We start from the raw sequence: 24,671 nt of genomic DNA on the forward strand, positions 1-24,671 counted from the left end.
GCGGCAACGCGTCGATCGCGGCGCCGGCCGGCGCGGGAGATCTGCTCCCGGTGGATGAGGGAGGGGGAGGCGGCCATGACCTGGCCTCCGGAGCGGCCGGAACGGCACGGGCCGCCCGCGGGACGCCGCGCGGGGGAGGGCGGCGGCCGGCGACGTGATGCCCCCCGACGTGATGCCCCCCGGCCCGCCGCTGAGGAGAACTGGCCCGCGGGGCAGTGGCCGCGCCGCGACGCCGGGTCGCCTCCGCCCGCGGTGGACCGCCCGGCTCGTCCACGGGCCCAGCCGGGCGCCGGCGGCGGTTCCCGCGATCCCTACGGCGATCCCCGTTCGGGCCGTGATCCCCACGCCGGGCGTGATCCCCAGGCTGGTCGCGCCGCGCCGCCCGGCGGCCGTCGGGTTGCCGCTGCGCCCGGCCCGACCCGGCCGGACCTGCCGGAAACCGGCGAACCCGCGCCGCGCCACAGCTCGATCCGCCGCGGCGTCACCGCCGTCGCGGCGGTGCTCGCCGCGGTCGTGCTCGTTCTGGCCACCAGCGGCTGGGCCGTGCTGCGACACTACGACGGCCGGGTCCGACACACCCCCCTGACCTTCTCCGCCGGCGTGGACCGGCCGGCGTCCGCCGCCGGCGGCACCCAGAACATCCTGCTGGTCGGATCCGACACCCGGGCGGGGACCAACGGCGAGTTCGGGGTGGCCGAGGGGCAGCGGTCAGACACCACGATCCTCGCCCATCTCGACGGCAACGGTTCGACGACCCTGATCTCCTTCCCCCGCGACCTGTGGGTGCGGATCCCGGCCTACACCGACGCGCGGGGCGCCCAGCACGCGGCCCAGCGTTCCAAGCTGAACTCGGCCTTCTCCTACGGCGGCCCGTCCCTGCTGGTCGCGACCATCGAGGGCCTCACCGGGATCCGCGTCGACCACTACGTGCAGATCGACTTCGTCGGCTTCCAGGGGATGACCGACGCCCTGGGCGGGGTCACCGTCTGCATCAGGGAGCTGCCGGCCGAGCTGAGGGCGCGCGGCTTCGACAACCTGCATGACCACTACTCGGGGTTCTCCGGCCAGGTGGGGGAGAACCGGCTGAACGGCGCGCAGGCCCTGGCCTTCGTCCGCCAGCGGTACGGCCTACCGGAGAGCGACATCGACCGGATCCGCCGCCAGCAGCAGTTCCTGGGGGTCGTCTTCCAACGGATCGCCTCCACCGACACGCTGCTCAATCCGGCGAAGCTGATCGATGTGGTCGACGCCGCGACCTCGGCGATCACCCTCGATGACGGCACCTCCCTGGCCGATCTGCGCCTGCTGGCGGTCCGCATGCAGTCGATCGGTTCCGGTGGGGTCGCGTTCGCCACCGTGCCGGCCGCGGCCGGTCAACGCGCCGGGCAGAGCGTGCTGGTGCCCGATTCCGACCAGCTCGGTGCCTTCCTGAAGCCCTTCGGCGGTCGCGCCGCCGGGGTGAGTCCGGCGGGCGCGTTGCCCGCCGGTCCGGCCACCACCGCGGCCGTCCCGGTGTCCTGGTCCCGGCCGGCTGTGGCCGTGGGCGACGGAGCGCCGGTCAGCGCACAGTCGACTCCGGCCGCCGCCCCGGCGGGCGTCTCCTGCACCTACTGAGCAGGCCCTCGCCACAGCGGGGTCGTCGGCGTGGTGGGGCCGTCGTCGACGGCGCAACGCTCGAACGAGACGCCGCCGCCGGGGCCGGGCGGATCGGCCTCCCTGACGACCGGGCACGGGCCGTCACCGGTCGGCGAGCCGCCGCCGGCGGACTGACCGCCGGCGGAACGCGGATGCTCCGTGGAAGCCGGGCCGCCGACAGCAGCCGGGCCGCCGACAGCAGCCGGGCCGCCGGCAGCAGGCGGGTTGCCGGCGGGAGGCGGGCTGTCTGGGAAAGGCGGACTGTCGGCGGCGGGCGGACTGTCGGTGGGAGGTGAGGTGTCGCCGGTGGTGGGCCCGCCGTCCCGCCTCCTCCTGCGCTGGGAGGACTGCTCGTCCAGCGCCGCGTTGAGCTCGGCGCCCAGCAGTACCGCCAGAGCGGTGATGTAGAAGAACAACAGCGCCGCCACCGGCGCTCCCAGCGAGCCGTAGACCAGCTCGTGGCTGAACACGATCTCCAGGTACAGCCGCAGCACGTCGCTGCCGACCAGCCAGCACACCAGCGCCAGGGTGGCCCCGGGAAGCGCCCGCCACCAGGGCCTGCGCACCGGTAGGGAGAGGTGGTACAGCGAGGTCAGCATCGACAGCGCGACCAGCCCGACGACCGGCCAGAACAGCAGGGTCAGCAGATGGTCGACCGACGGGTGCTGGTCGGCGTCGAGAATCCGGGAGATCAGCCCAGGTCCCAAGATCAGCGCCGGCAGGATGATCACGCCGCTGGCGACCTGGGCGAGGAACAGCCCCAGCGCCACCAGTCGGCTACGCACCGCGGAGCGCTGGTCGCGCTGGCCGTAGGCGATGGTGATGGTGTTGACGAAGGTTGCCATCGCCGTCGAACCGGTCCACAACGACAGCACGAAGCCGATGGAGATCACATCCGGCCGACCGCGAGAGAGGATCTCGTCCACGGTGGGCCGCACCGCGTCGTCGACCACCGACTCGGTCAGCAGGTCACCGGCTCCGCGCAGGATGCTGTCCCGGATGCTGCTGAGGGCGTCCCCGCCGATGGCGTCGGCGACATAGCCGAGCGCACCGAGCAGGGACAGCAGCAACGGCGGCAGGGACAGCAACTGCCAGAATCCCGCCTCCGCCGCCAGGCCCAGCACCCGGTGGCGCCAGGCGTTGGCGAGCGTCGTGCGGGCCAGGCGCAGCGGCCCCCGGGGGACCCGGCGCTGCTGGCGGTCAAGACGGCGGAACATCGCGCTGCGCCGCACCTTCGCCTGGGCCACCGTGCGACGCTCCCGGGCGTGCGCCACCAGTTCCGGGTTGGCCTCGAGGACGACCCGGCGAAGCAGCACCGACCAGCGGCCCCGCGCCGGGCTGCGAGCCACGAGGGTGGACGCCTCCTTCCCCATGGCGGACACGGCCCCACCGTATGGCCTGGTGGAGTGCCTGGAGGTCAACGGCGCCCACACGGTGTCGGGGTAGATCCCCTGATTGGGGGAGGGGGCGGGGAAACGCTCGGTCTGACGTCACCGTGCCCGCTCTCCACCGTGACTGGGAGCAGCGAAAGGGGCACGCCACGTGGTCGTGGCATGCCCCTTTAATACCTGAGCGTAGGACTCAGGACACGCTGAGCTTGTCGGTCTCGTCGTGGTATTCGACGGCCATCTCACGCAGCTTGGAGTCGTGCGACTTGGCATGATGGCGGCAGAAAAGGAGATCCCCGCCGCCAGGCAGCACCACCCGCACGTATGCCTGGGCACCGCACCGGTCGCAACGATCGAGGTTGGTCAGCGTCGGCTTCGTGGTAGTCCCTGTCACATCTACTCCAACTGTGTTAGGCGGTCAGACGTTCCTGCTGACCATGTGACGGTTTACTCACAGCCGGCTCTCGTGGCGTCATTNCATCCAGAGCGGCGTGGTGTCCGCGGAGCTTCGGACCCGCGGACGGTTACTCGCCCCCGGCGAGCTACGGCCTGATCAGGGCCGTCGGGCGCCGAAGACGATGTCGTCCCATGCTGGCACTGACTTGCGTCCACGTCGACCGCCTGCGGGACGTTCCCCCCCACGGGTGCCGTTGTTCTGGCGGCTTCGTGACGCAGCGGGTGCACTCGACTTCTCTGCGGTCGACTCGTCGGTACCCTCCGTCGTCGAATCCTCCGGATCGGTAGAAGACGGCTCACCCTTGGCCGCTGGCGCCGACGCGCCTCGGCGTTGCCTGGCGGCGGTGGCGGGGGCTCCTTCCGCCGCGCTCGGGACCGCGGGGGAGCTCACCGCGGGTGTCTGGGCCGACTCCTCGGTGGGGGTGGCGGAGGCGCCGCCATCCGCGGATGGCGCTGCGGCGGCGGCATCGTCGGCCTGCCCCGGACGCCGGTCCGGGGGGGTGGCGACCGGCCTGGCCGGGCGGGTGGGTGCCCCGGCGGCGGCGCTCGGGCCGGCGGCCGCGGCGGGCGTCACGCCGGATCCGGCCGGCGACGTGGCGGAAGTCACGGCCGGCGCGCCGGCCTGGGCGACGGCGGCCCGGGGGGTTCCTCCCGTTCGTCCGGATCCGGCTGCGGCCGGTGCGCCCGGTCGGGACGACCGGGCGGCCGGGGCGGCGCGACCGGTGGCGGCTGCCGGCGGCGCGGCGGCGGTCCTGGTGCCGCCCGGCTCGGGGGCGACCCGGCGGCCGGTCCCGCGCGGCAGCGAGCCGACCCGGGTCGCCGCCGTCCGCCGCGGCGTCTGCGGCTCGGGGCGGCGCGCACCAGCCTCCTCGGCGGGCAGGGAAAGGTCAGGAGCCTCACCGGCCGCCTCGCCCCCCGCCGGGGCGGCCCAGGATTCGGCCGGCTCCGGCTCGGGCCGGGTCACCGGGCGGGTCGTGGCGGAGTAGTCGGCGGCCGGCTCGTCACGGCCGGCGGCAGGGCCCGGCTCCGGCACGGCGCGGAACGTCTCGGTCCGGGCCGGCTCGTCCCAGTGCTCCCGGGGCGCCGGCTGCCAGCGGCCGTCGGCACGTGCCGACGGGTGCCGCATCGTGGCGGCGGCCGGCGGCACGGCCGCGGGACGCTGCGGAGGCGTCCCGCCGCCACCGGACGGACGATCCTCGGCGGGGTAGGCGGCCGCCGGGGCGGCGGGAAAGGCGGTGGGCTGGACATGGGGCCGGACCATGGGCTCCTGCGGCGCCGCCGGGGGCGGGGCGGCGGCGACCGTCGGCTGGGCTGGCGTGGCGGGCAGCCCCTGGTCGGACACGAGCGTCAGCGCCGGACCCGCGGCCCGCAGCACGGGCGGCGCGGGCGGCGGCGGTGGGGGCTGCTCGGCGCTTTCCGGGGCGACCAGCGCCCGGGCGGCGTCGTCGTGGGGGCGGACCCGGCGCACGACCGGATCCCACGTCCAGCGGGCGCAGCGGCTGTCCGAGGTGAGCTGAACGAGCCAGATTCCGTCGACGCGGCGCCAGGCGTCCCACTGAGCGGCGGCGGGATTGTCCTGGGCGACGATCAGCCGGGCGTCGACGACCTCGCCGAGCGGCCGCCCGGGCACCCCGCCGGGGTCCTTGGGCAGCAGCGCCGCCCGGGCCTCCTGCACGACGCGGGCGCGCTCGGCCAGCACGGGACCCTCGTAACGCTCCACCCGCTCCACGGGTATGCCGGCGGCTCTGGCGACCTCCGCGGCGGTCTCCCCGGCGCGCAGCCGGGCCTGGATCTCCCGCGGGGTCAGCGCGCTTTCGGTGCGCACCTCGCTGCGGCGCATCCCGCGCAGGGCAGCCCGGAGCCGGTCGTCCACCGGCACTCGGAACTGCTCACCGTCGGTCCTNCCNCCTGCGTCCGCGAGCACGAGGTAGCCGCCGTCCTCGCTGAGTGCGACCGCCCTCAGCTCACGCATGGCGCCTCCTGTTCACTCGAAGCCGTACCGTGCCCGGGTCGGCATGCCGCGGCGCACATCTCGCCGGTCGGCCGACGAGCCTGCGAGCAGATCGGCATGACGCACCTGAACCCGCCTTCGGCCTGTGCGTCCCGGTAGGTGACACCCTGCCATCGATGCGGCCGGCTGGTGGGCTGACGGCGGACGACACGCACAGTCTGACCGAGTCGGGCCTGTCCGTCCGGGCCCGGGAGCCGGCCGGATGATCCTACGGCCGGCGGCCGCCGGGCGGGCGGGTCGCCGGTCCCCGCCGCCGCGTCGGGCGGGCCGACGGGCGCGGGCGGCTCTGATCGGCCAGGCCGGACAGCGCGGCGCCGACGATGCCCGCCTCGTTCTGTAGCTGTGCCGGTACCACTCGGGTGCGCAGGTCGAGCTGGTCGAGGAACTTGTCGGTCTTCTTGCTGACCCCGCCGCCGATGATGATCAGATCGGGCCAGAGCAGTGCCTCGAGCGTGTTGAGGTACCGGGTCACCCGCTTGGCCCACTTCTCCCACGACAGGTCCTCCCGCTCGCGGGCCGCGTCGGAGGCCTTCGTCTCCGCGTCGTGTCCCTGGATCTCCAGGTGCCCGAGCTCGGTGTTCGGGATGAGCTGCCCGTGCAGGAACAGAGCGGTCCCGATGCCGGTGCCGAACGTCGTCATGATGACCAGTCCGGCGGTGTCGCGGCCCGCCCCGAAGGCCATCTCCGCGATCCCGGCCGCGTCCGCGTCGTTCACCGTGGTGATGTCCGCCGCAGTGGCGGATCCGGGCGGCTGCGCCGGCACCGAGGTGGCATCCCCGTCGGTTCGGCCGAGGACGCCGGCGAGCAGGCCGACGATGTCGGTGCCGATCCAGGACGACGCGATGTTCGCCGCCGTCAGCGCCACGCCGTTCTTGACCACCGACGGCAGGGCGACACCCACCGGACCGGACCAGCCGAAGTGGCCGACGACCTCGGCGATGGTCGCCGCGACGGCGGCGGGCTCGGCGGGCTGTGGGGTCGGGATCCGCAACCGGGGCGCGGCCAGCGTGCCGTCCTCGATGTTGACCGGAGCGCCCTTGATCCCGCTTCCTCCGACGTCAACTCCGAAGACCTGCATTGCCCAGCCCCTCCCCGCGCCGAAAGTTCCCGCCTGTGGCGCCGGCGTCGCCGGCCCCGCGGTCGCGTGCGCGGACGGCGCCGCCCGCCGCACATGCGCGGCCGGGTGGGCCGGTCCATCGACCGCCGAGAGCTAAGTCTCGCAGGCCCGCTGACCACGGGCGCCGGCCGCCCGCCCGGCAGCCCCTTCGGCGCGCGACGGCCAGGGGCGGCGCGACGCCCCCGGCCCGCCGCCCGGCGGCGTCCGCGGGCTCGGCCGGGGCGTGGTTCGGTCGGCCCGACCGGGTCTGCCTTGCCGGCATCACCGGTCGGTCCGCCTGGCCGTCCGCCCCGGCCGAAGGGCCCGGTGGGTTGGGGCGCTTGGGCTCTATACGCTGGACCGGTGAGTCTTGTCGACACCCATGGTCGCGTTGCGACGGACCTGCGAGTGTCGCTGACCGACCGGTGCAATCTGCGGTGCGTCTACTGCATGCCCGCCGACGGCCTGCCCTGGCTGGCGCCGGCGCGTCTGCTGACCGACGACGAGATCGTTCGCCTGGTCGGCATCGCGGTGCGGCTGCTCGGCGTGACCGAGGTCCGACTCACCGGCGGTGAGCCCACCCTGCGGCCGGGTCTCGCGGCGCTGGTGGCCCGGCTCGCCTCCCTGCGGCCGCGGCCGGAACTCTCGCTCACCACGAACGGGCTCTCGCTCGTCCGGTTGGCCGAGCCGTTGCGCGCGGCCGGCCTGGACCGGGTGAACGTCTCCCTGGACACCCTGGAACCGACCCGCTTCGCCCGGATCACCCGCCGCGACAGGCACGGCGACGTGCTCGCGGGGCTGCGCGCCGCCGCGGCGGCCGGTCTTGCCCCGGTCAAGGTCAACAGTGTCCTCGTCCGGGGCGTCAACGACGACGAGGCTGCCCGCCTGCTGCGCTGGTCGCTGGCCGGGGGGTACGAGCTGCGGTTCATCGAGCAGATGCCGCTCGACGCCCAGCACGGTTGGCAGCGTTCGGCGATGGTCACCGCGGCGGAGATCCTCGCGGCCCTGCGCGCCGAGTTCACGCTGCGGCCCCTGCCGGGGCGGGGCAGCGCGCCCGCCGAGCTGTTCGAGGTCGACGGTGGGCCCGGTCGGGTCGGGGTGATCGGCTCCGTCTCCGCCCCCTTCTGCGCGGCCTGCGACCGGGTCCGGCTGACCGCCGACGGCCAGGTGCGCAACTGCCTGTTCGCCCGGGAGGAGAGCGATCTGCGCGCGGCCCTGCGCGCCGGCGCGGACGACGAGCGGCTCGCCGCGCTGTGGCGGGCCGCGGTGTGGGGCAAGAAGACCGGCCACGGGATCGGCGAGCGCGGTTTCCGGCAGCCGGACCGGCCCATGTCGGCGATCGGCGGATGACCGCCCCGCGGGCCGGCTGCAGCGCACTCGTGCTCGCCGGCGGTGCCGCCCGCCGCCTCGGCGGTCGGGACAAGCCGGCCGTCGTCGTCGGCGGCACCACCCTGCTCGATCGGGTGCTCGCCGCGGTCGCCGGCGCCGGCACCGAGCGCATCGTCGTCGTCGGCCCCCGCCGACAGCTCGCGGCGCCTCCCGAGGGCGGGGTGTGGTGGTGCCGGGAGGACCCGCCGGGCGGCGGCCCGGTCGCGGCGATCGCCGCGGGGCTGGCCGTGGTCGCCACCCCGTTCGTCGCCGTCCTCGCGGCCGACCTGCCGTTCCTCACCGGTCGGGAGATCGAGCTGCTGCGCCGCGGCGCCGAGGAGCCAGCGGCGCACGCCGCCGTCCTGGTCGACCCGGGCGGGCGGCGCCAGTACCTCGCCGCGGTCTGGCGTACCGCGAGGCTGCGTGCCGCGCTGCCGGCCGACCCGGTCGGGCGGCCGGTGCGCGGCCTGTTCACCGACCAGGTGGTGACGTCCGTGCGCGCGGACGCCCTCGCCTGCCTGGACTGTGACGCGCCCGCCGACGTGGCTCGCGCACGGCGATGGGCCGGCCGGGTCCGGCCGGGCACGATGTGACGATGACCTCCGCTCACACCCCGCCCCCCGGGGACAGCCCGCCGCCCGGTGGTGGCGGCGACGTCCTGGACCGATGGCTCGCCCAGGTCGGCGCCGAGCTCGGTCTGGAGATGACGGGCGTCGACGTCGCCGCGATCCTCGATCTCACTCGGGACGTCGCCCACGGGGTCGCGCGCCCGGCGGCGCCGCTGACCGCCTTCCTGGTGGGACTCGCGGCGGGCCGAGACGCCGCCGTCGGCGGCACCGACACGGTGGCGGCGGTCCGTGCGGTGACGGCCGCCGTGCACGGTCTGCTTGACCGGCGGGCGGTGCTCGACCGGCGGGCGGACGAGACCGCTCAGCCCATCCGGCCGGGGCCCGCCTCGTCGAGGTAGCCGCGCATGTCGATCGCCATGGTGCGCACCGCGTCCTGGTCGGGCTCCTCGTACTGCTCGCCGCCGCTCGTCGCCCGGGCGTAGCCGAAGGTCAGCCGGGGCAGCACCTGCGTCGGGGTGTCGAGGTCGTCGGCCCACTCGGGCTCGTCGCCGGTGAAGGCGGCCGGGCCGGAGGGCAGGTCGTCCGCGCCGGGCGCGGCCGTCACGACGGCCCAGTCGATCACGCCGAGCACGATGATCGCCGCCAGCGCGGGCACGGCCGCGATCGGGTTCCACGCCGTCAGCCCCACCAGGGCGAACACCGCGACCACCGTCAGCCCCCCGACGAGGTGACGTCGAGTGGGACGAAGCGCAGGAACCTTTCGACCACGCCGATAGTGCGCCATACCGACAGTGTGCCCCACGGTCGGCGTGTCCTGATGTGGTCGGTCGGGCCCGCGGGGTGTGGAGCCGGCTCCGGCCGGNAAATCGACCGGCACGCTCGTCCGATGGGTGAGGCCCGGTGTGGGNGAGCGGGAACGTGGGTCGCGTCCCACCGATTCGGCCGAGGCCTTCCGGGTATCCACCATGGACCTGACCGGCGCGACGCGACCCCGCGGCGATGCTCGCCGGACCCGGGTGACACCCGGGCCGACGACCGGGCCGGCACGGGACGGTGATTCTGGCCGCCCGAAAGTTCGGCCGCGGGGCGTCGGACCGGCCGGCGGGAGCCCTCCGTGGGCAGGTGGCGCGGTTGCGCGTGACGGTGGCGCCGCCGGTCGAGGCCCGACAGCGGAGGGTATGGAGCCTCACCCTTTTTGGTGAAGGTTGTGCACGTCGGGCGGCTTCTGGGCCACACTTTTCGGAGGAAAGCGATATGGACCCATGGCCCGGCGCCGCACCATGCGTTCGACCTTGCGAGGCGGGAGGTTTGCCGTGGCGGCTCGACGTCGGACGACCCGTCCGCGCCGAAAGTCTCTCCNAGGCACCCTGCTACTGCTCACGGTAGCGGCGGCGGTGCTTTTGGTCGGCGGCTGCGGCTCGCCGAGTTACGAATATGTGACAAACAAGAAGGACGGCGCGTTTCTCCGGGTTCCGAACGGGTGGAATCACCAGGAGATGCCCGGCCCGGCCCTGTTCGGTATCGATGCCCGCAACGTCAGTCCCGAGATGCTGCAGGGGTTGATGTNGCGGGAATGGGTCGTGGGCATCGACGCGGCCCGGCGATTCGACGACTCGCGCCTGCTCGTCCCGGACGCCACCCTGCCCAAGGGGTTCGCGCAGGTTCGCCACCTGCTGCCGGAGGAGGCGAACGCGGTGTCGACCAACGACCTGCGCAACTTCGTCCTGTCGGTGGACGACGCGGTGGCCGCGCAGGAAAAGGCCGTGCGCCAGGACCCCTACGGCGCCCGGCTGACGCCCGACTTCCTGCTGCTGGCGGACGAGGTCGTGCACAAGAAGGACGGCGTGCACGGGGTGCACCTCGTCTACCAGGTGCAGACCGACGCCGGCCTGGTCACCATCGACCAGACGAGTCTGCTCGACAACGGGCAGACGGTTCTCTACCAGCTCATCCTCGCGTGTTCGTCGCTGTGCTATGCGCAACACGCAGACCAGATCGGCGATGTGGCCAAGTCCTTCACGATCGAGCCGACGGACCGAGGGCAGTAGGGATGGGCGTGATGGACCACGCAGACGGGATCCGCGCGGACGGGATCCGCGCTGACGGGCCGGACGGCCCTGTGCCGCCCGGCGGGCCGACGGCGTCGACTGCGACGGCGCAGCCGGAGACGACGGCCAAGGGCGACGGGAAGCCGCGCCGCCGACCGCTCCCGCTGTGGGACCGGGTGAAGTTCCTGATCCTGCTCGGCGCCGTGTTCCTGTTCGTGGTGGCTGCGGACGTCTCCGGCGATCCGCTGATGACCTGGGGCGACGCGTTCCGGATCCAGGCCAGGAAGAGCGCCTGGGTGCTCGTCCTGTTCGGCCTTGAGGTGCTGCATCAGCTCCACATGCTCATCGCCGAGCGGTGGTCGGCCTACCACGTGTTCTGGACCGACCGGGTCTTCGGCCGGGCGGAGCGCCGGATGCTGCGGCTCAACGACTGGAACCGCTACCGGCTCAGCCGCGCGGCGAAGTGGGTCGTGGCGCTCGCCCTCGCCCTGTTCGTCTACGCCCGGCTGTCCCACACCTCGGTCTTCGACGCGCTCGTGCAGGTGCCGGGTGATCTGTGGAAGGCCATCCCGTTCGTCCTGCAGATCGNCCTGCTGATGGTCCTGGTCGTCGGCCAGTTCGTCGTCATGTTCTGGTTCCTGTCCAAGGGCGGGGTCGACACCTACTTCCCGGAGGACATCACCACCCGCTTCGCCGACGTGTGGGGTCAGGACCACGTCGTCAGCCGAGTACAGGAGAACGTCTTCTACCTGGAACGGCCCGAGGAGATCGAGAGTCGCGGCGGGCACGTGCCCGGCGGCATCCTGCTGTGGGGGCCGCCCGGCACCGGCAAGACGCTCATCGCGGAGGCGGTGGCCGGGGAGACCGGCAAACCCTTCGTGTTCGTCGACCCGGGCGCCTTCTCGGCGATGTTCATCGGCGTGGGCATCCTCAAGGTGAAGTCGCTGTTCCGCAAGCTGCGCAAGCTCTCGCTGCGCTACGGCGGCGTCATCGTCTTCTTCGACGAGGCCGACACGCTGGGCAGCCGCGGCGCGCTGAACGGCGGCTTCGGTGGGATGGGCAGCGGGGCGCGGTCGTGGTTCGCCCGCCAGGGCGCGCCCGCGGCCGGGGCGTCCCGGATGGCGTCGGGCATGGCCGGATCGGGCCCGGCGGGACGCCTCGCCGACCCGTTCGGCGCGCGGGGCGACGGCGGATCGCGTGACCTGTGCAACGGCCTGTCCTACCTCAGCTCCGCCGCCCGCTCGGAGATCACCCGGGAGCAGGCGCGGGAGCAGTTCGTGATGGGCGGTGGTGGCGGCGGGTTCGACGGCACCCTGCAGGCGCTGCTCACCGAGATGTCGGGGCTGAAGAAGCCGCGTGGGTTCCTCAACCGGGTGGTGCGCCGCACGCTCGGCATGCGTCCGAAGCCGCCGCCGAAGTACCGCATCCTGGTGATGATGGCGACGAACATGCCGCAGTCGCTGGACGAGGCGCTGCTGCGTCCCGGCCGTATCGACCGCCAGTACAAGGTCGGCTACCCGAGCAAGGAGGGCCGGATCCGCACCTTCGAGGGGTACCTCGCGAAGGTGCGCCACGAGCTCACCCCAGAGCAGATCGACCGGCTTGCCATCATGAGCCCGGAGTCCACCGGCGCGACCATCAAGGACACCGTCAACGAGGCGCTGGTGCAGGCGGTCAAGGACGGCCGCGAGGTGATCACCTGGCAGGACATGCTCCGGGCTCGGGTGATCAAGGAGTACGGCCTCGCCGACGACCACGAGCACATCGACCGGGAACGGCACAGCATCGCCCTGCACGAGGCGTGCCACGCCGTCGTCGCCTACCGGATGCAGCGCGGTCGCGTGATCGATCTGGCGACCATCGAGCGGCGCGGCGGTGTTGGCGGCTTCGTGGCCCACGTCGCCGTCGAGGACCGGATGTTCATGTGGAAGTCCGANATCGAGATCCAGGTGATGGTCTCGCTGGCCTCCCTCGCCGGGGAGCGGATGTTCTTCGAGGGAGACAACACCGTCGGGGTCGGCGGCGACCTGCGCAGCGCCACCCTGCTCGTCGCCAACTTCATCTCCTCGGCGGCGATGGGCGAGACCCTGGCCTCCCGGCTGTCCATGCTCGAACAGCAGATGGGTAACGCCTCCATCGACGCCGACCGGCCCTTCGGCGAGCAGGTCGAGGTCAAGCTGCGCGAGCTCTACGAGCGCACCGAGGCGGTGCTGNGCGCGAACCGTCGGGAGATCCTCGCCCTGACCCACGCCCTGGAGACCCACAAGACGATCACCGGCGAGGATGTGGAAGCCATCATGGAGGGCCGCACGGGGCCCACCGTCGACGGNCGTCGATACCACGAGCCGGACTTCCTCAACGTCGCCGAGCGCTACCATTCCGACGCCGTGCGGGCGCATCGCGGCCAGACCCGGGAGCTGCACAAGCTGCCCGAGCTCGGCCGCGCGGCGGCGAGCAGCTCCGCCGAGGCGGCAGGGTCGTCGTTCACGGTCCCGGCGGCGGCCCCGCCGACCCCACTCGCCGGCCGGCCGTCGGCCACGGGTCAGGGCCAGGAGGCCCCCGGCAACTAGGTCGAGTGACCGCTGAGGGTCATTCGATCGCCTTCGCCCGCCCCGCTCTGCCCCGTGCCGGGGGCTGGGTGTCGGCGGCCGGGGAGGGGCGTAGCGAGGCGAGGGCGAACACGGCCGCGGCGAGGGCCGCGCCGGCGGCGAGTAGCAGGCCGGCGCGCGGGCCGAAGGTCTGCGCGACCCAACCGGCGATCGGCCCGCCGAACGGGGTCGTGCCGAGGAACGCCACCGACCACAGCGCCAGCACCCGCCCGCGCATGGCCGGGTCGGCGGAGAGCTGCACGGTCGCGTTCCCCGTCGAGATGAACGCGACGCTCGTCCCGCCCACCAGCACGAGCGCGGCCAGCTCCAGCTCGATGGAGGGCGCGGCGGCGGCGAGCAGGAACGCGATGCCGAAGGCCCCGGCGATCACTCCGAGCGGCCGGACGCCGATGCGGCGGCGACGGGCCACCAGCAGCCCGCCGATGACCGCGCCGGCTCCCATGGCGGAGGTCATCATGCTGTAGGTCGCCGCGTTGCCGCCGAAGGTCTCCCGCGCCACCAGCGGCAGCACGACCTGGAACTCGTACGACAGCGCGCCGATGACCAGCATCATGATCAGCGGAATGCGCAGCGCCGGGGTGCGTCGGACGTAGGCGAAACCGGCCCGTAGCTGCCCCGGCGCCCGGTGCACCGGCGGCCTCTCGTACAGCGCCGAGGTGTCCATGCGGTGCAGGGCGACCAGCACCGCGCCGAACGACGCCGCGTTGATCAGGAAGCACCCGGCCGTGCCGACGGCCAGGATGACCACGCCCGCGATGGCCGGTCCGACGATGCGGGCCGCGTTCACCGTCACCGAGTTCAGGGTGATCGCGTTCGGGAGGTGATCGGAACCGACCATCTCCTGCACGAAGCTCTGCCGGGCCGGGTTGTCGACCGCGCTGCACAGGCCGATGAGCGCCGCGGCCACCGCGACCATCCACAGCCGGGCGGTGCCCGTCAGATCCAGCACGCCCAGGGCCAGCGCGGCGAGCCCGGAACCGACCTGGGTGATCATCAGTAGCTGTCGTCGGTTGGTCCGGTCGGCGATGAGGCCGCCGTAGGGCCCGAAGAGCAGCACCGGCAGGAACTGTGCGGCCGTCACCAGGCCGAGGGCGGTTCCCGAGGCGCCCAGCGACAGCACCAGCCAGCCCAGGGCGATGGTCTGCATCCAGGTCCCGCACAGCGAGACGACCTGCCCGGTGAGGAAGCGGCGGAAGTTCGGTATCCGCAGGGCGGCGAAGGTGCCGCCGCTCGGTGCGGCCACCACGGCTGATCCAGCCGTGGCACTGGTACCGGAGTCCGGCCGGTCCGGCTCCGTCGCCGGGGGCCGGCCGGGACTGTCGACCTGCAGGGACATGCACACACCTCCAGGCGGATCAACGCCTGGCGGCGAATCGTTATTTCGCAACAGGTAAACATCTTGCCCGATGGTGACGGAGCTGAGTCGGCGGTTGGCTTTCGCCGCAACCCGCTCTACTATGCGAACATACGTTCGATTGATGCGCCGTGGGGTGGGCAGAGTTCCGCCCGAGTCCGGTGCGGTGCATCGGTGCGGGAGGGGTTGGTGATCGTGATCGATGTCGAGGCGTTGCTGGGCGGGGTCGTCGCCGTCGACGCGCGCGAGCTGCCCGATGCGGAGGTCGCCCTGCTGGTCGTCGACGTCCGCCGGCTGGTCGACGCCACCGACGCGCTGTGGATCCGGCTGCTGGCCGAATTCGACCGGCGCGGGCTGTGGCGGCTCGACGGTGCGCGGTCGGCCGCGGCCTGGCTGCNGCGGGAATGCCGGCTGGTGCACCCCACGACGGCCACGGCACTGGTGGTCGCGCGTGCCGTCGAGGCGCTGCCGGCCTCCGGTGAAGCCTTCCGCGCGGGCAGTCTCAGCTTTGAGCACATGCGGGCGATCGCGCCCGCCGCCGCACCGGAGCGGCGTGAGGTCGCCTTGCGGGCGGATCCGATCTTCGCCCGCGCCGCCCTGTGGATGAACCCGCGGCAGATGAGCAACGTCGTGCGCACCTGGATGCAGTTGGCGGACGGATGAGTGCCACGATCGGGCGGTACAGACGCAGGGGAAGACGGTCGGGGGCGGAACGGTCTCCGGCTCGGACCCCGGGTCAGGGGAGTCCGAGGGTACCGGGAGACGGGGCGCGGTGGCCCCGGTGGCCGCTACAGCGGGATGTTGCCGTGGACGTTCTTGTCGGCGCGGGCGTCGGCGAGCGCGCTGGCCAGCGCGGAGGCGACAGCGCCTCGGGTCGCGGCCGGGGTGACGACGGCGTCGATCACACCCAGCTCGACGGCCCGGTCGATGCCGCCGACGGTGCGGATGTGCTCCTCGGTGAGCTCCGCGAGCACGTCCGGTCGGCGCTGGGCCGGCACCTCGGCCAGCTTGCGCCGGTGCAGGATGCCGACGGCGGCCTCCGCGCCCATGACGGCGACCTGCGCCGTCGGCCACGCGAACACGGCCGTCGCCCCGAGCGAGCTGGCGTTCATCGCGATGTACGCGCCGCCGTAGGCCTTGCGCGTCACGACGGTGACCCGGGGCACGGTGCACTCGGCGAAGGCGTAGAGCAGCTTCGCCCCGCGGCGGACGACGCCCTCCCATTCCTGCCCGACGCCCGGCAGGTAGCCGGGCACGTCGACCAGGACGATCAGCGGCACGCCGAACGAGTCGCACATGCGCACGAAGCGCGCCGCCTTCTCGGCGGAGGTGGCGTCGAGGCAGCCGCCGCGGCGCAGCGGGTTGTTCGCGACCACCCCGACGGTGCGGCCACCGAGCCGGCCGAGCGAGGTCACGATGTTCGGGGCCCACTTCGGGTGCAGCTCGATGCCCTCGCCGTCCAGCACGGCGTTCACCAGCGGCCGCACGTCGTAGGCCCGCCGCGGGTTCTCGGGCAGCAGCTCGGCGAGCTCGCGCCCGGCGACCTGGCCGATGTCACGCTGGTCGGCGAGCAGCACCGCGAGCGCGCGGGTCCGCTCGATCGCCTCGTCCTCGGAGTCGCAGGTCACGTGCACGACTCCGCTGCGCTTGGAGTGCACCTCGGGGCCGCCGAGGCTGGTGGCGGTGCACTCCTCGCCTGTCACCGATCGCACCACGTCCGGGCCGGTGACGAAGACCTTCGCCTCGGGCCCCATGATGACGATGTCGGTCAGCGCAGGGCCGTAGGCAGCGCCGCCCGCCGCCGCGCCGAGCACCAGCGAGAGCTGGGGGACACGGCCGGAGGCCCGGACGGTCGCGGCGAAGATCCGTCCGACACCGTCGAGCGAGGCGACGCCTTCCTGCAGTCGGGCGCCGCCGGAGTGCCAGATGCCGACGACCGGGCAGCCGAGCCGGACGGCGGACTCGATGGCGTGGACGATGCGGGCGCAGCCGTCGCGCCCCATCGCCCCACCCTGTACGGTCGGGTCGGTGGCGAATGCGACGACTTCGTTCCCGTCGACGAGGCCCTGGCCGGCGACGACCCCAGAGGTGTCGCCGGCTGCGAACAGGGACACCGTGTCGGCGTCGAAGAACCGGCCAAGCCGGGCCTCGGGTGTGCGGGGGTCAACTCGGTCGATCGTGGACAGACTCACCGTGCGTCTCCTTGCCTGAACGGCGTCGGACCGGTTCATCGGCCGACGCGCGACCACCTGGGGTACGCGCCGGCACCCGCGAGACACTCGGTCCGGCGACCATGGGCGCCCGCCGCACCGGCGGGCGGTGCCGTGGCGGCGGTGGGGCGGCCGGCGTCACGGCGACATCTAGGTGACTGCGATGGGCGGATCTGGTGCAGCGCTCAGCGGCGGAGCAGGGGTGGTGCTGAGCCAGGCGGGCACCCGTTCGGTGCCTCACCGCCGTCGCTGTGGCCGGCGGATCCGGATCCGCGCCTGGCTGGGCGCGGCATGCGGCTCCGCCGGCGTCCCGACGGTGACGGCCGGGTGCCCGGCCGGTACGGGGCGGCGTGGGCCGTCCCCGCGGCGGGGTCGTCAGACCGTGAAGGCCAGACAGACGTCGTGGCCGCCGAAGCCGAACGAGTTCGACAGGGCCGCGCCCGTGCCGATCTTGCGGTTGTCGATGCTCACGACATCGAGCGCGATCTCGTCGTCGAGGGCGTCGAGGTTGCGGGTCGCCGGGACGATCCGCTCNCGCAGGGCCAGGATGCTGACCACCGCCTCCACCGCGCCGGCCGCCCCGAGCAGGTGACCGGTCATCGACTTGGTCGACGTCACCGCGACCTCGTCGATGTGGTTGCCCAGCGCGGAGCGCAGGGCCACTGCCTCAGCCACATCACCCGACGGGGTCGACGTGGCGTGTGCGTTGATGTGGATGATGTCGGTGGGCTCCAGCGACGCCGAGCGCAACGCGGCACGAACGGCCCGCGCGGCGCCGGCACCGGTGGGATCCGGCGCGGCGATGTGGTAGGCGTCCGAGCTGATCCCGGCGCCCGCCAGCGTGCCGTGGACCCGCGCGCCGCGGGCGGCGGCGTGCTCGGCGGCCTCCAGGACCAGGATCGCCGCGCCCTCGCCGAGCACGAAGCCGTCCCGCGCCTTGTCGAACGGGCGGGACGCCGTCTCCGGCGTGTCGTTGCGGCGGGACAGGGCCTGCATCTGGGCGAAGCCGGCTATCGGCAGGGCCGCGATCGCGGCCTCGGTCCCGCCGGCGATGACGACGTCCGCCCGACCGGCCCGGATGATGTCCAGCCCGAGGGCGATGGCCTCCGAGCCGGACGCGCAGGCGCTGACCGGGGCGTGCACGCCCGCCTTGGCCTTGAACTCCAGGCCGACCGTGCTCGCCGGTCCGTTGGGCATGAGCATGGGCACCACGTGCGGCGAGACCCGCCGGGCACCCTTCTCCCGCAGCACGTCGTGCTGGGTGAGAAGGGTGATCACGCCGCCGATGCCGGAGGCTACGCAGGCCGCGAGGCGCTCCTGGTCGACGTCGGGCGAGCCCGCGTCGGCCCACGCCTCGCGGGCGGCGACCAGCGCCATCTGCTGGCTGCGGTCGAGGGTGCGTGCCTCGACCCGGCCCAGCGGGAGTTCTGCCGCGAGCGGCGCGCCGATCTGGACCGGAAGTTGCTCGATCCATTCCTCGGTGAGCCGCCTGGCGCCGGAGCGGCCCGCGAGCAGACCCGCCCACGTCGAGGCGACATCGCCACCGAGGGGAGTGGTTGCCCCGAGGCCGGTGACGACGACCTGCCTTGGGGTTGTGGTCACGCCGCCACACCAGCCCGCTGGATGTACGAGACCGCGTCGCCGACGGTCTTGAGGGACTTCACGTCGTCGTCCGGGATCTTCACGGAGAACTTCTCCTCCGCGGCGACGACCACCTCGACCATGGACAGCGAGTCCACGTCCAGGTCGTCGATGAAGGTCTTCTCGGGGGTGACGTCGGCGGGGTCGACACCGGCGACCTCTTCGAGGATGACGGCGAGACCGGCGAGAATGTCCTGGGACACGGTGGTTCCTCCTGTGGGATCTGGGCTCTGGTGGCGGCGGTGGCTGCGCGCGATCAGGCGATCGTCGCGGGCGTGCGCCGGGGTGCTGGTACCTGGGACAGGGGTGTGGCGGGCCCGGTCATCGGACCGCCGGGGGCGCGGCGCGCGGACATCCGCGCCGCGAGGTCAAGCAAGGTCACGGGCATCGCACGACCTGCCCGCAGTAGGTCAGGCCGGCGCCGAAACCGAACAGCAGCACCGGGTCGCCCCGGCGGATCTCGCCGGTGTCGAGCAGGCGGGCGAGCCCCAGCGGAATGCTCGCGGCGGAGGTGTTGCCCGAGTCGACGACGTCGCGGGCGACGGCGGCGTTCGTGGCGCCGATGCCCGTCGCGAGTGCCTCGACGATCCGCAGGTTGGCCTGATGCGGAACGATACCCGCGAGCTCGTCGGGCGCCACGCCGGCCCGTTCGCAGATCTGCCGCACGGTCGGCACCAGGGAGATCGCCCAGCGGAAGACCGCCTGGCCTTCCATGCGGAACATGTTGTCCCCGTAGCCGGGGACGCGAATCACCTCCGGCCGGGAGCCGTCGTGGCCCCAGACCGCCGGGCCGATCTCGTCGGTCTCGGCCGCGCCGATCACGGTCGCCCCGGCGCCGTCGGCGAGCAGGATGCAGGTGCTGCGGTCATCCCAGTCGGTGTAGTCCGACAGCCGCTCGGTGGNGACGACGAGGACGTGGCGCACGCTGCCGGCGCGAACCATGTCGGCGGCCGTCGACACCGCGTAGCTGAACCCGGCGCAGGCGCCGTTGATGTCGAACGCGCCGGCCTGGCCGGCCCCGATGCGGTGGGCGATCTGCGGCCCGGCGCCGGGGATCTGCGAGGGCGAGGTACAGGTCGCGCCGATGACGAGGTCGATGGTGTCCGCCGTCAGGCCGGCGGCCGCGAGCGCCTTCTCCGCGGCGGCCGCGCCCATGGCGACGGTCGTCTCCTCCTCGTCGGCGATCCGCCGGGTGGCGATGCCGGTGCGGCTCTGGATCCACGCGTCCGAGGTGTCGACCCGCTGGGCGATCTCGTCGTTGGTGACGACCCGCGCCGGGCGGTAGACGCCGAGCCCGAGCATCCGGGCTCCGCCCGTGGCGCTCACGCCCGCACCCCGACGAGGGCCGCGTCGCCTGCCGGCAGCGCGTCCGGCGGCGTCCGCGGCGCTGGGCTCGCCGGCGCCTGGCTGAGGTGGTCGGTGCCGACGTGTTCGGCGATCAGGTCGCGCGCGGCGGGCAGGTCGTCCGGGCTCTTCACGGCGAGGATCTTCACGCCGGGCAGTTCGCGGCGGGCGATTCCGGCCAGGGTGCCGGCCGGTGGCAGCTCGATGACCGCGGTGACACCGAGCTCCCGCAGTGTCGCCAGGCACAGGTCCCACCGCACCGGCGCGGCGACCTGGGCGACGAGTCGGGAGACGAGATCGGCCGGGTCCGTGACGATCGCGCCGTCGGCGTTGGACAGGGTCGCCACCCGGGCCACGGCCGGCCGGATGCCGCCGGCGACGGCGTCGAGCGCGTCGCGCGCCGAGGACATGTGGTGGGTGTGGAAGGCACCGGCGACGGACAGCGGGCGCAGCCGGACGCCCGCGGGCGGCTGCGCCGCGAGCCGGGCGAGGTCCTCCGTCGTGCCGGCGGCGACGATCTGGCCGGCGCCGTTGCGGTTCGCCGCAGTCAGACCGAGCTCGTCCAGCCGGGCGGTCACCGCCTCCGGCTCCCCACCGAGCAGCGCCGTCATTCCGGTCTCGGTCCGCGCGGAGGCCTCGGCCATCGCGCGGCCGCGCAGGGCCACGAGGACCAGGGCCTCCTCCGCCGAGAGGATGCCGGTGAGGGCCGCGGCGGTGATCTCACCGACGCTGTGGCCCGCCAGGACGAGCGAGGTGGTACCGACCGGGGCGGCGACCGGCAGGCCGAGCTGTTCGGCGGCGATGAGACCGCTGGCGACGATGAGCGGCTGAGCGATCGCCGTGTCCCGGATCGTCTCGGCGGGCGCCTCGCACCCGACCTCCAGCAGATCGATGCCGGCCGCGGCCGACCACCAGCGCAGCCTTTCCTCCGCCCCGGGGAGGCCACGCCAGGCGCGGAGCTGTCCGGGGGTCTGTGCACCCTGGCCGGGTGCGAGGATCGCGAGCACGTGACTACCTAACCCTTCGCGAGGACTACTTGTCGCTGGCGGCCACTCACCGATGTCCCGACCGGGCGTTGTAGATGGCCTACAAACCGATCTGCCGTCACCGTGAATTCGTTCGTGCTGCGGGCATCGGGCCGGATTCGCGTGACAGGCCAGCAGAGTGNCCTGATGTGACCGTTCTCGCACTGGGGTGCGACGACTCCGGAGCGATGCACCCGATCATGTTTTCCCTGTAGATAACGCACCGTCGAGGCGTCCCAGGACGAGCGCAACATGCNGGATGAAACGCTCCCGGTGATCCGCCGGGTCGAGACCGCAGACCTCCGCGGCCTTCCGTAGCCGGTAACGGACAGTGTTGGTATGGAGATAGAGGGCTCGGGCCGTGGCCTCCAGGGACGAACCGAAGTCGAGGTATGCCCCGGCGGTCTCCAACAACGGCGTGCCCGCGTCGCGCAGCGGCAGATAGACCTCCTCGACAAGCGCCCGCCGGGCGTCGGCATCCCCGGCCAGCGCCAGTTCCGGCAGCAACGCCCGGGCCTGAACCGGCCGGGGCGCGGCCGGCCAGGCGGCGACGACGTCGGTCGCGGCGAGCGCCACCCGAGCCGCGCGCGGCGCGCCGGTCAGGTCGGCGACGACCGGGCCGACGACGACCGGCCCCGGACCGCAGGCGGGCAGCAGCGCCCGGGCCGCGTCGAGCGCGGTGTGCACCGCAGTGCCGGGCTGCCGGCCCGGCGCCGGGCCGCTCGGCGTGCCTGCGCCGGTGGGGCCGCCAGCGGTCGCGTTGTCGCCGGCCGCGGTGGCGGTCGCCATCCCGTCGGGTCGGCCGGTGCTGTCGGAAGTGGCGAACCGGCCGCCGACCACCATCACCAGCCGGTTGTGATGGACCCCGGCGAGCACCTCCAGCTGGGCCGCCCGGGCCAGCCGGTGCACCTCGTCGACCACCGCCTCCGGCGCGTTGCCCTCGGCCCCGCCGACGATGACGGTCACGGCCGGCGGGTTGCGCCAGCCCACCGCCGCCGCCCGTGACGGCAGCGCCCGGTCCACCTCGCCGCGCACCACGTGATCGACGACCAGCGCCTCCAGCCGGGCGTCCCAGGCGCCGCGCTCCTCGGCGGCGCGGGCGTAGACGACCGCCCCGGCGAAGGCGATGTCGCGGGAGTAGCGCAGGACGTCGGCGAGCAGCCGCAGCTCGTCCTCCGGGCCGGCCATGTTCGGCACCTCGGCCTCGATCGCCTCCACCGCGACCCGGACCAGATCGACCAGGCGGCGGAAGGTCACCGCCCGCACGAGCTCGCGTGGGGCGACCCGGAAGACGTCCTCCGACAGTTGCCGGGCATGCTCGGGCCGCCGGCACCACTCGACGAACGAGGAGATACCGGCCTGCACCACGAGTTGGATTCCGGCCCGATGGCTCGCCGACATGGCCGGAAACCAGGGCAGGACCTCGCTCATCCGCGCCGCGGCCCGGGAGGCGAGCATCCCGCTGGAGCGTTCGACCCGTCGGACCACGTCCTCGCCCGTGCGGCCGACAGTCGCCGATCCCGACCCATCGCCGGTCTGGACACCCGTGCGCAGGCTGTCCAGCGGGGGGATGCGCTGGTCCGGGTAGTCGTCGAGGGCGGGTAGCTCGCCCGGGGCCGCGGTGCCGAGGGCGGGGGTGCGCACGCCGCGCCTCGCCCGCCCGCGCGCGGCGATGCGGCGTCGCGCGGCCGCCCGATCGGCCTCGGCCGGCGTGGGGTCGCCGTCCCCGTCGCCCGCCGAGGCAAAGGGACCGTCCGCCGGGGCGCGTGGTTCGCCTGATGGGGCGCGTGAATCGTCCGAGTCGAGCAGGCTGTCCGGCGAGTCACCTGGGCCGTCCGGTGGACGGAGTGGGTCGGCCGGCGCGGCGGGTGAGCCGTGGAGTGGGGCTTCTCGACCGTCCGGCGCGGCAGGCGGGGGCGCGGCGCGCGGTGCCGGCGGGCCGCTGCCGGGCGTTTTCGCTGGTCGCGGGGATCCGCTGCCGCGCCTGCCCGTCCCGTCCGACGGGTCCGAGGGGATACCTGCCACGTCCGCCAGCATGCCTCAGCCCTCCGCCCGGGATGTGGATTGTCGTTCCCGAACGGTGGTCCGGACGGGCCGGTGACGCGGGTGAGCGGGTGTGTTCACGGTCGCGCCGGCCACGCCCGATGGTGCCTGTGCGGGGCGTCGGCCGCGAGCAGCCCGCTGTGCGGCGTGTCCGGCCCAAGGCCGGCGGACCGGGCGGGCTCGACGGGGTGGGTGCACCGGGGGATGCCCCGCGCGCCCGGCCACGGGTACCGGCGATGCTTGAGGGCATGCGTGAGGTGAGCATCCAGGGTGACGCGATCCGGCTGGGCCAGTTCCTCAAGCTCGCCGACGTCGTCGGCGTCGGGTCGGAGGTGAAGGGGCTGCTGGCGGGCGGCCTGGTGCGGGTCAACGGAGAGGTGGAGAGTCGCCGCGGGCGTCAGCTCGTCCCCGGCGACGAGGTCGTGGTGCCGGGGGAGCGGCTGCGGGTGGGCTGAGGAGACCGACGGCGCGGGCGGTCTGGTCAGAGCTGGTCGGAGTAGGTGTCCGCCCAGTCCCGGACCTTCGTCACGTACGCCTGGGTCTCGCCGATGTCGGGGATGCCGCCCGCGAGACGCACGGCGTCCGGCCCGGCGTTGTAGGCGGCGAGGATCAGCGAGACGCGGTCCCCCGGCAGGTGAGCGACCTGTTCGGCGAGCCGCGATTCGTAGTACGCGGCGGACAGGATGGCGTCGCGGGGGTCCAGCGGATCCGCCACACCGTCCTCGTTGCCGTCGAGCCCGAAGGCCGCCCAGGTGGTGGGCAGGAACTGCATGATGCCGCGGGCACCGGCATGCGACACCGCCCGCGCGTCGAACTTGCTTTCGACGCGTGCCTGCGCGGCGAGCTGGGCGGGGGTCAGGATGCCGTACGCGGTGGCGGCCGAGCGGAACACCGGGATCAGGTCGTCCGGCACGCGGTGGGTCCGCCGCAGGATGCCGCAGCTCGCCACCAGCGTGACCGCGAGCAGAACGGCCAGGACCGCTCGCAGGGACACCCGGTGGTACATGTGCGCATCTTCCCCCGGCGGCGGTGGGGTCGGTGGGGTCCGGTCAGTCATGGCAGTCCGGACGGTCCGCTGCCGGCGTGGACTAGGCGACCAGGCTCTGACGCAGCGCGGTCAGGTCCGACTCGGCGAGACCCGCCTTCAGGGCCCAGGCGGCCGGGCCGCCCCAGCCGGCGTCGACGCCGGCGAGGAAGCCCCGCATGACCTCCGGGCGGCAGGAGAGCTGGTCGGGCGTGAGCGGGGCGGTCGGCCGGTTGTAGGAGGGACGCTTCGCCAGGCGCGCGTTGACCAGGTGGATCCGCTCGTTGGTCTGCGCGTAGTCGGCGACGATCGCGTCCCGGTCGACCCCGGCGATGCTCAGCAGCAGGGCCGCGAGGACGCCGGTGCGGTCCTTGCCGGCCGCGCAGTGGAACAACGCGGGGCCCGTGGTGGGCTGGGCCAGCACCCGCAGCGCCTGTGCCACGGCGGGGCCGGCCAGCCGCAGGNAGTCCAGGTAGTGCTCGATGCGGTCGACCGAGTCGAGGTCCCGGACGATCGCGGGGTACCGCGGATCGTCCGGCATCACCCACTCGCCGGGCAGGAACGACAGGTTGTGATAGTCGATGGGATGTGCGGCGAGGGGCCCCCGGCCCTCCCGCGCCGCCTCTTCCCTGGCCCGTAGATCGATGATCGTCCGCAGACCGAAGGTCTCCCGCAGCAGCAGGACATCGGCCTCGGTCAGCGTCTGCACCGAATCGGAGCGCAGGAACACGCCGTGCCGGGTGGCCGCTCCGTCGACGGTGGGCAGCCCACCGAGATCGCGTACGTTGTCGCAGCCCGCGAGGTTGAACCAACGCTCCACAAGGCGATCCTAGGGCCATGGGTGGCACCC

The 24,671-nt window shown here is 73.7% G+C and carries 18 protein-coding genes and 12 pseudogenes; 12 read left to right on the forward strand and 18 right to left on the reverse strand.

What is annotated here, in order from left to right; genetic code table 11:
• Positions 1-75: 75 nt before the first annotated feature.
• A complete protein-coding gene (locus FF86_RS02270; protein ID WP_044883763.1) occupies positions 76-1,614 on the forward strand; it encodes an LCP family protein in 1,539 nt (512 codons plus the stop codon).
• On the opposite strand, the gene FF86_RS02275 is transcribed toward FF86_RS02270, so the two are convergent.
• The 4 genes from FF86_RS02275 to ppgK form a co-directional block, all read right to left on the reverse strand.
• On the reverse strand, positions 1,608-3,008 hold the full coding sequence (locus FF86_RS02275; RefSeq protein WP_044883762.1) for a YihY/virulence factor BrkB family protein: 1,401 nt from the start codon (positions 3,006-3,008) through the stop codon (positions 1,608-1,610). The two genes, FF86_RS02270 and FF86_RS02275, sit on opposite strands and share 7 nt — an antisense overlap.
• A 208-nt stretch (positions 3,009-3,216) precedes the next feature.
• The gene (locus FF86_RS02280) at positions 3,217-3,417 is read right to left on the reverse strand and encodes a hypothetical protein (RefSeq protein ID WP_009742431.1); all 201 of its coding nucleotides are present in this window, start codon (positions 3,415-3,417) and stop codon (positions 3,217-3,219) included.
• Positions 3,418-3,576: 159 nt separating this feature from the next.
• On the reverse strand, positions 3,577-5,385 hold a 1,809-nt coding region (gene sepH, locus FF86_RS02285; protein WP_242418025.1), incomplete at its 5' end, for a septation protein SepH.
• Positions 5,386-5,698: 313 nt separating this feature from the next.
• Positions 5,699-6,568, reverse strand: coding sequence for a polyphosphate--glucose phosphotransferase (gene ppgK / locus FF86_RS02290; RefSeq protein ID WP_044883759.1), 870 nt, complete (start codon positions 6,566-6,568; stop codon positions 5,699-5,701).
• Positions 6,569-6,949: 381 nt separating this feature from the next.
• Between ppgK and moaA the strand changes: the two genes are divergently transcribed.
• The 3 genes from moaA to FF86_RS02305 are packed head-to-tail and all read left to right on the forward strand — an operon-like array spanning position 6,950 to position 8,921.
• Positions 6,950-7,936: a GTP 3',8-cyclase MoaA gene (gene moaA / locus FF86_RS02295; RefSeq protein ID WP_055407728.1), complete on the forward strand. Its 987-nt coding sequence runs from the start codon at positions 6,950-6,952 to the stop codon at positions 7,934-7,936.
• On the forward strand, positions 7,933-8,547 hold the full coding sequence (locus FF86_RS02300) for a molybdenum cofactor guanylyltransferase (protein WP_044883757.1): 615 nt from the start codon (positions 7,933-7,935) through the stop codon (positions 8,545-8,547). Before moaA ends, FF86_RS02300 begins: the two co-directional genes overlap by 4 nt.
• Positions 8,548-8,549: 2 nt before the next feature.
• Entirely contained in the window at positions 8,550-8,921 is a 372-nt protein-coding gene (locus FF86_RS02305) for a DUF6457 domain-containing protein (protein WP_044883846.1), read from the forward strand.
• Here FF86_RS02305 and FF86_RS02310 read toward each other — a convergent pair.
• Complete coding sequence (locus FF86_RS02310; protein ID WP_044883756.1) at positions 8,885-9,307, reverse strand: hypothetical protein; 423 nt, start codon at positions 9,305-9,307, stop codon at positions 8,885-8,887. The genes FF86_RS02305 and FF86_RS02310 overlap by 37 nt on opposite strands.
• Positions 9,308-10,090: 783 nt before the next feature.
• Here FF86_RS02310 and FF86_RS38600 point away from each other — a divergent pair.
• The 5 pseudogenes from FF86_RS38600 to FF86_RS38620 form a co-directional block, all read left to right on the forward strand.
• Positions 10,091-10,571, forward strand: a pseudogene (locus FF86_RS38600) (hypothetical protein); the annotation flags it as partial.
• Between the two features lie 2 nt (positions 10,572-10,573).
• A pseudogene (locus FF86_RS38605) lies at positions 10,574-11,159 on the forward strand (ATPase); the annotation flags it as partial.
• Position 11,160: 1 nt separating this feature from the next.
• A pseudogene (locus tag FF86_RS38610) lies at positions 11,161-12,507 on the forward strand (AAA family ATPase); the annotation flags it as partial.
• A gap of 1 nt (position 12,508) precedes the next feature.
• Positions 12,509-12,784: pseudogene (locus tag FF86_RS38615) on the forward strand (ATPase); the annotation flags it as partial.
• 1 nt (position 12,785) lies between these two features.
• A pseudogene (locus tag FF86_RS38620) lies at positions 12,786-12,900 on the forward strand (hypothetical protein); the annotation flags it as partial.
• A 260-nt stretch (positions 12,901-13,160) separates the two neighbouring features.
• Here FF86_RS38620 and FF86_RS02325 read toward each other — a convergent pair.
• Complete coding sequence (locus FF86_RS02325) at positions 13,161-14,516, reverse strand: MFS transporter (protein ID WP_082121679.1); 1,356 nt, start codon at positions 14,514-14,516, stop codon at positions 13,161-13,163.
• Positions 14,517-14,729: 213 nt separating this feature from the next.
• Between FF86_RS02325 and FF86_RS38630 the strand changes: the two are divergent.
• Positions 14,730-14,931 (forward strand): annotated as a pseudogene (locus tag FF86_RS38630) (hypothetical protein); the annotation flags it as partial.
• Position 14,932: 1 nt separating this feature from the next.
• Positions 14,933-15,197, forward strand: a pseudogene (locus FF86_RS38635) (hypothetical protein); the annotation flags it as partial.
• 125 nt (positions 15,198-15,322) lie between these two features.
• On the opposite strand, the gene FF86_RS02335 reads toward FF86_RS38635, so the two are convergent.
• From FF86_RS02335 to FF86_RS63920, 9 genes and pseudogenes are all read right to left on the reverse strand, one after another.
• Positions 15,323-16,726 (reverse strand): acyl-CoA carboxylase subunit beta, encoded by a 1,404-nt coding sequence (locus FF86_RS02335; RefSeq protein WP_044883753.1) that lies wholly within the window; start codon positions 16,724-16,726, stop codon positions 15,323-15,325.
• Positions 16,727-17,119: 393 nt separating this feature from the next.
• Positions 17,120-17,278 (reverse strand): annotated as a pseudogene (locus tag FF86_RS38640) (beta-ketoacyl-ACP synthase); the annotation flags it as partial.
• A 1-nt stretch (position 17,279) separates the two neighbouring features.
• Positions 17,280-18,346, reverse strand: a pseudogene (locus tag FF86_RS02340) (beta-ketoacyl-ACP synthase II); the annotation flags it as partial.
• Positions 18,343-18,588, reverse strand: coding sequence for an acyl carrier protein (locus FF86_RS02345; RefSeq protein ID WP_009742445.1), 246 nt, complete (start codon positions 18,586-18,588; stop codon positions 18,343-18,345). The gene FF86_RS02345 and the pseudogene FF86_RS02340, both read right to left, overlap by 4 nt.
• A gap of 53 nt (positions 18,589-18,641) precedes the next feature.
• A complete protein-coding gene (locus tag FF86_RS61750) occupies positions 18,642-18,767 on the reverse strand; it encodes a hypothetical protein (protein ID WP_255355677.1) in 126 nt (41 codons plus the stop codon).
• The coding region (locus FF86_RS38645) for a 3-oxoacyl-[acyl-carrier-protein] synthase III C-terminal domain-containing protein (protein ID WP_304438090.1) at positions 18,764-19,287 on the reverse strand (524 nt) is incomplete at its 5' end. The genes FF86_RS61750 and FF86_RS38645, both read right to left, overlap by 4 nt.
• Before the next feature lies 1 nt (position 19,288).
• Positions 19,289-19,687: pseudogene (locus FF86_RS38650) on the reverse strand (3-oxoacyl-ACP synthase); the annotation flags it as partial.
• A 20-nt stretch (positions 19,688-19,707) separates the two neighbouring features.
• A complete protein-coding gene (locus FF86_RS02355) occupies positions 19,708-20,736 on the reverse strand; it encodes an ACP S-malonyltransferase (protein WP_044883750.1) in 1,029 nt (342 codons plus the stop codon).
• A gap of 275 nt (positions 20,737-21,011) precedes the next feature.
• Positions 21,012-22,326 (reverse strand): annotated as a pseudogene (locus FF86_RS63920) (PucR family transcriptional regulator); the annotation flags it as partial.
• 719 nt (positions 22,327-23,045) lie between these two features.
• Between FF86_RS63920 and FF86_RS02365 the strand changes: the two are divergent.
• Positions 23,046-23,252, forward strand: coding sequence for an RNA-binding S4 domain-containing protein (locus tag FF86_RS02365; RefSeq protein WP_173667291.1), 207 nt, complete (start codon positions 23,046-23,048; stop codon positions 23,250-23,252).
• Between the two features lie 26 nt (positions 23,253-23,278).
• Here FF86_RS02365 and FF86_RS02370 read toward each other — a convergent pair whose 3' ends face one another.
• The 3 genes and pseudogenes from FF86_RS02370 to FF86_RS38660 all read right to left on the reverse strand — a co-directional run.
• Positions 23,279-23,803, reverse strand: coding sequence for a lytic transglycosylase domain-containing protein (locus FF86_RS02370; RefSeq protein ID WP_044883749.1), 525 nt, complete (start codon positions 23,801-23,803; stop codon positions 23,279-23,281).
• Positions 23,804-23,885: 82 nt separating this feature from the next.
• A partial coding sequence (locus FF86_RS38655; RefSeq protein ID WP_242418027.1) for a tyrosine-protein phosphatase occupies positions 23,886-24,285 on the reverse strand: 400 nt, incomplete at its 5' end.
• Position 24,286: 1 nt separating this feature from the next.
• Positions 24,287-24,641, reverse strand: a pseudogene (locus tag FF86_RS38660) (tyrosine-protein phosphatase); the annotation flags it as partial.
• Between the last annotated feature and the right edge of the window lie 30 nt (positions 24,642-24,671).

Source organism: Frankia sp. CpI1-P (assembly GCF_001421075.1).
Lineage (GTDB): Bacteria > Actinomycetota > Actinomycetes > Frankiales > Frankiaceae > Frankia > Frankia torreyi.

Excerpts from the sequence above, each read along its gene's own strand:
- FF86_RS02270 (WP_044883763.1), top strand. The coding sequence starts at position 76 with ATGACCTGGCCTCCGGAGCGGCCGGAACGGCACGGGCCGCCCGCGGGA.
- FF86_RS02275 (WP_044883762.1), bottom strand. The coding sequence starts at position 3,008 with ATGGGGAAGGAGGCGTCCACCCTCGTGGCTCGCAGCCCGGCGCGGGGC.
- ppgK (WP_044883759.1), bottom strand. The coding sequence starts at position 6,568 with ATGCAGGTCTTCGGAGTTGACGTCGGAGGAAGCGGGATCAAGGGCGCT.
- FF86_RS02300 (WP_044883757.1), top strand. The coding sequence starts at position 7,933 with ATGACCGCCCCGCGGGCCGGCTGCAGCGCACTCGTGCTCGCCGGCGGT.
- FF86_RS02305 (WP_044883846.1), top strand. The coding sequence starts at position 8,550 with ATGACCTCCGCTCACACCCCGCCCCCCGGGGACAGCCCGCCGCCCGGT.
- FF86_RS02310 (WP_044883756.1), bottom strand. The coding sequence starts at position 9,307 with ATGGCGCACTATCGGCGTGGTCGAAAGGTTCCTGCGCTTCGTCCCACT.
- FF86_RS02325 (WP_082121679.1), bottom strand. The coding sequence starts at position 14,516 with ATGTCCCTGCAGGTCGACAGTCCCGGCCGGCCCCCGGCGACGGAGCCG.
- FF86_RS02365 (WP_173667291.1), top strand. The coding sequence starts at position 23,046 with ATGCGTGAGGTGAGCATCCAGGGTGACGCGATCCGGCTGGGCCAGTTC.
- FF86_RS02370 (WP_044883749.1), bottom strand. The coding sequence starts at position 23,803 with ATGTACCACCGGGTGTCCCTGCGAGCGGTCCTGGCCGTTCTGCTCGCG.